Origin of the sequence: Actinoplanes sp. NPDC051633 (assembly GCF_040681735.1) — a bacterium.
In the GTDB taxonomy this organism is placed as follows: Bacteria; Actinomycetota; Actinomycetes; order Mycobacteriales; family Micromonosporaceae; genus Actinoplanes.
Window position 1 is genome coordinate 1 of sequence record NZ_JBFAZH010001663.1, and the last position, 1,307, is coordinate 1,307.

Consider the following 1,307-nt stretch of genomic DNA (forward strand, 5'->3'; position numbering starts at 1 on the left):
GTTCCTGCTCTCCCTCATCGGCGTCGCGCTGATCCGGCGGCCGCTGCAGGAGCCGCAGGCCGAGCAGCCCCCGGGGCACGCCGCGGCGATGGCCGAGGGACTGCGCTTCGTCTTCGGCGACCACTTCCTGCGGGCGGTCCTGCTGATCGCGGCCCCGCTGAACTTCGCCATCCAGGGCATCATCTTCACGATCATCGTGACCCTGCAGATGCACGACACACCTCCGGCGGTGATCGGCACGGTGGAGACGATCGTCGCGGTGGGCGGCCTGCTGGGCGCGCTGGCCGCGCCGGCCCTGGTGCGACGGGTACGCCTGCCCGTGCTGATCCGCGGCATCTGCCTGGCCGCGGCCGGATTCATGGCGTGCAGCGCCCTGCTCACCTCGACGGTGGCCGCGGCCGTGCCGGTCGCCGCGGCGGTGTTCCTCGGTCCCGCCTCCAACGCCGCCCTCTTCGGTCACCAGGCGGCGATCACGCCCGACCGGCTGCAGGGCCGCGTGGTCAGCGTGGTGATCACCGTGGCCACCTCGGTCGCCGCCGCCGCTCCGCTGCTGGCCGGGACGCTGATCACGGCCTGGGGCAGCTCGGTGTCCATCCTGTTCTTCGCGGCCGCGGTGGCGATCTCGGCGGTGGCCGCGTCGGTCAGCCGCAGCATCCGGTCGATGCGACCCGTGGCAGAGTCGGTCGGGTGACGGGATCGATCGGATGACCACGGATCTCACGGATCCCACGGCCGCGGCGGCGAGGCCACCGGTCGAGGTCCTCGACGCCTTCGGGGTGGGCCTCGAGCCCAGGCGGCTGGCCGGCGGCAAGGGCGGCACCTGGCAGGCCGGCAACGTGGTGCTCAAGCCGGCCGAGGGCGAGGCGGAGGCGGTCTGGCGTGCGGTGGTGCTGTCCGAGTTGCCGGATTCGGAGAATTTCCGGGTGGCCCGGCCGGTGCGGGCGGGCGACGGGTCGTGGGTGGTCGCCGGGTGGGAGGCGACGCGCTGGGTGGAGGGGCAGCCCGATCCGCGCCGGGTCGACGAGGTGGTGCGCGCGGGCGAGGCGTTCCATCGCGCGATTGCCGCGCTGCCCCGGCCGTTCTTCATCGACCTTCGGGACGACCCCTGGTCGTACGGGGACAGACTCGCCTTCGGCGAACCGGTGCCGCCCGGGTCGACCGCCCCGTCCGCCCTGCTGGAGCCGCTGCTCGAGGCGCGCCGCCCGATCGCGTCGCCGAGTCAGGTGGTGCACGGTGACCTGGCCGGCAACGTGCTGTTCGCCGACGGCCGGCCACCGGCGATCATCGACTGGCCCGAGTACTGGCGG

General features: G+C 73.8%; 1 protein-coding gene and 1 pseudogene. Both read left to right on the forward strand.

Translation table 11 applies throughout. From position 1 onward, the window contains the following. Positions 1–691, forward strand: a pseudogene (locus tag AB0M20_RS44090) (MFS transporter); the annotation flags it as partial. Positions 692–704: 13 nt separating this feature from the next. Continuing rightward, a partial coding sequence (locus AB0M20_RS44095) for a phosphotransferase (RefSeq protein ID WP_364307517.1) occupies positions 705–1,307 on the forward strand: 603 nt, incomplete at its 3' end.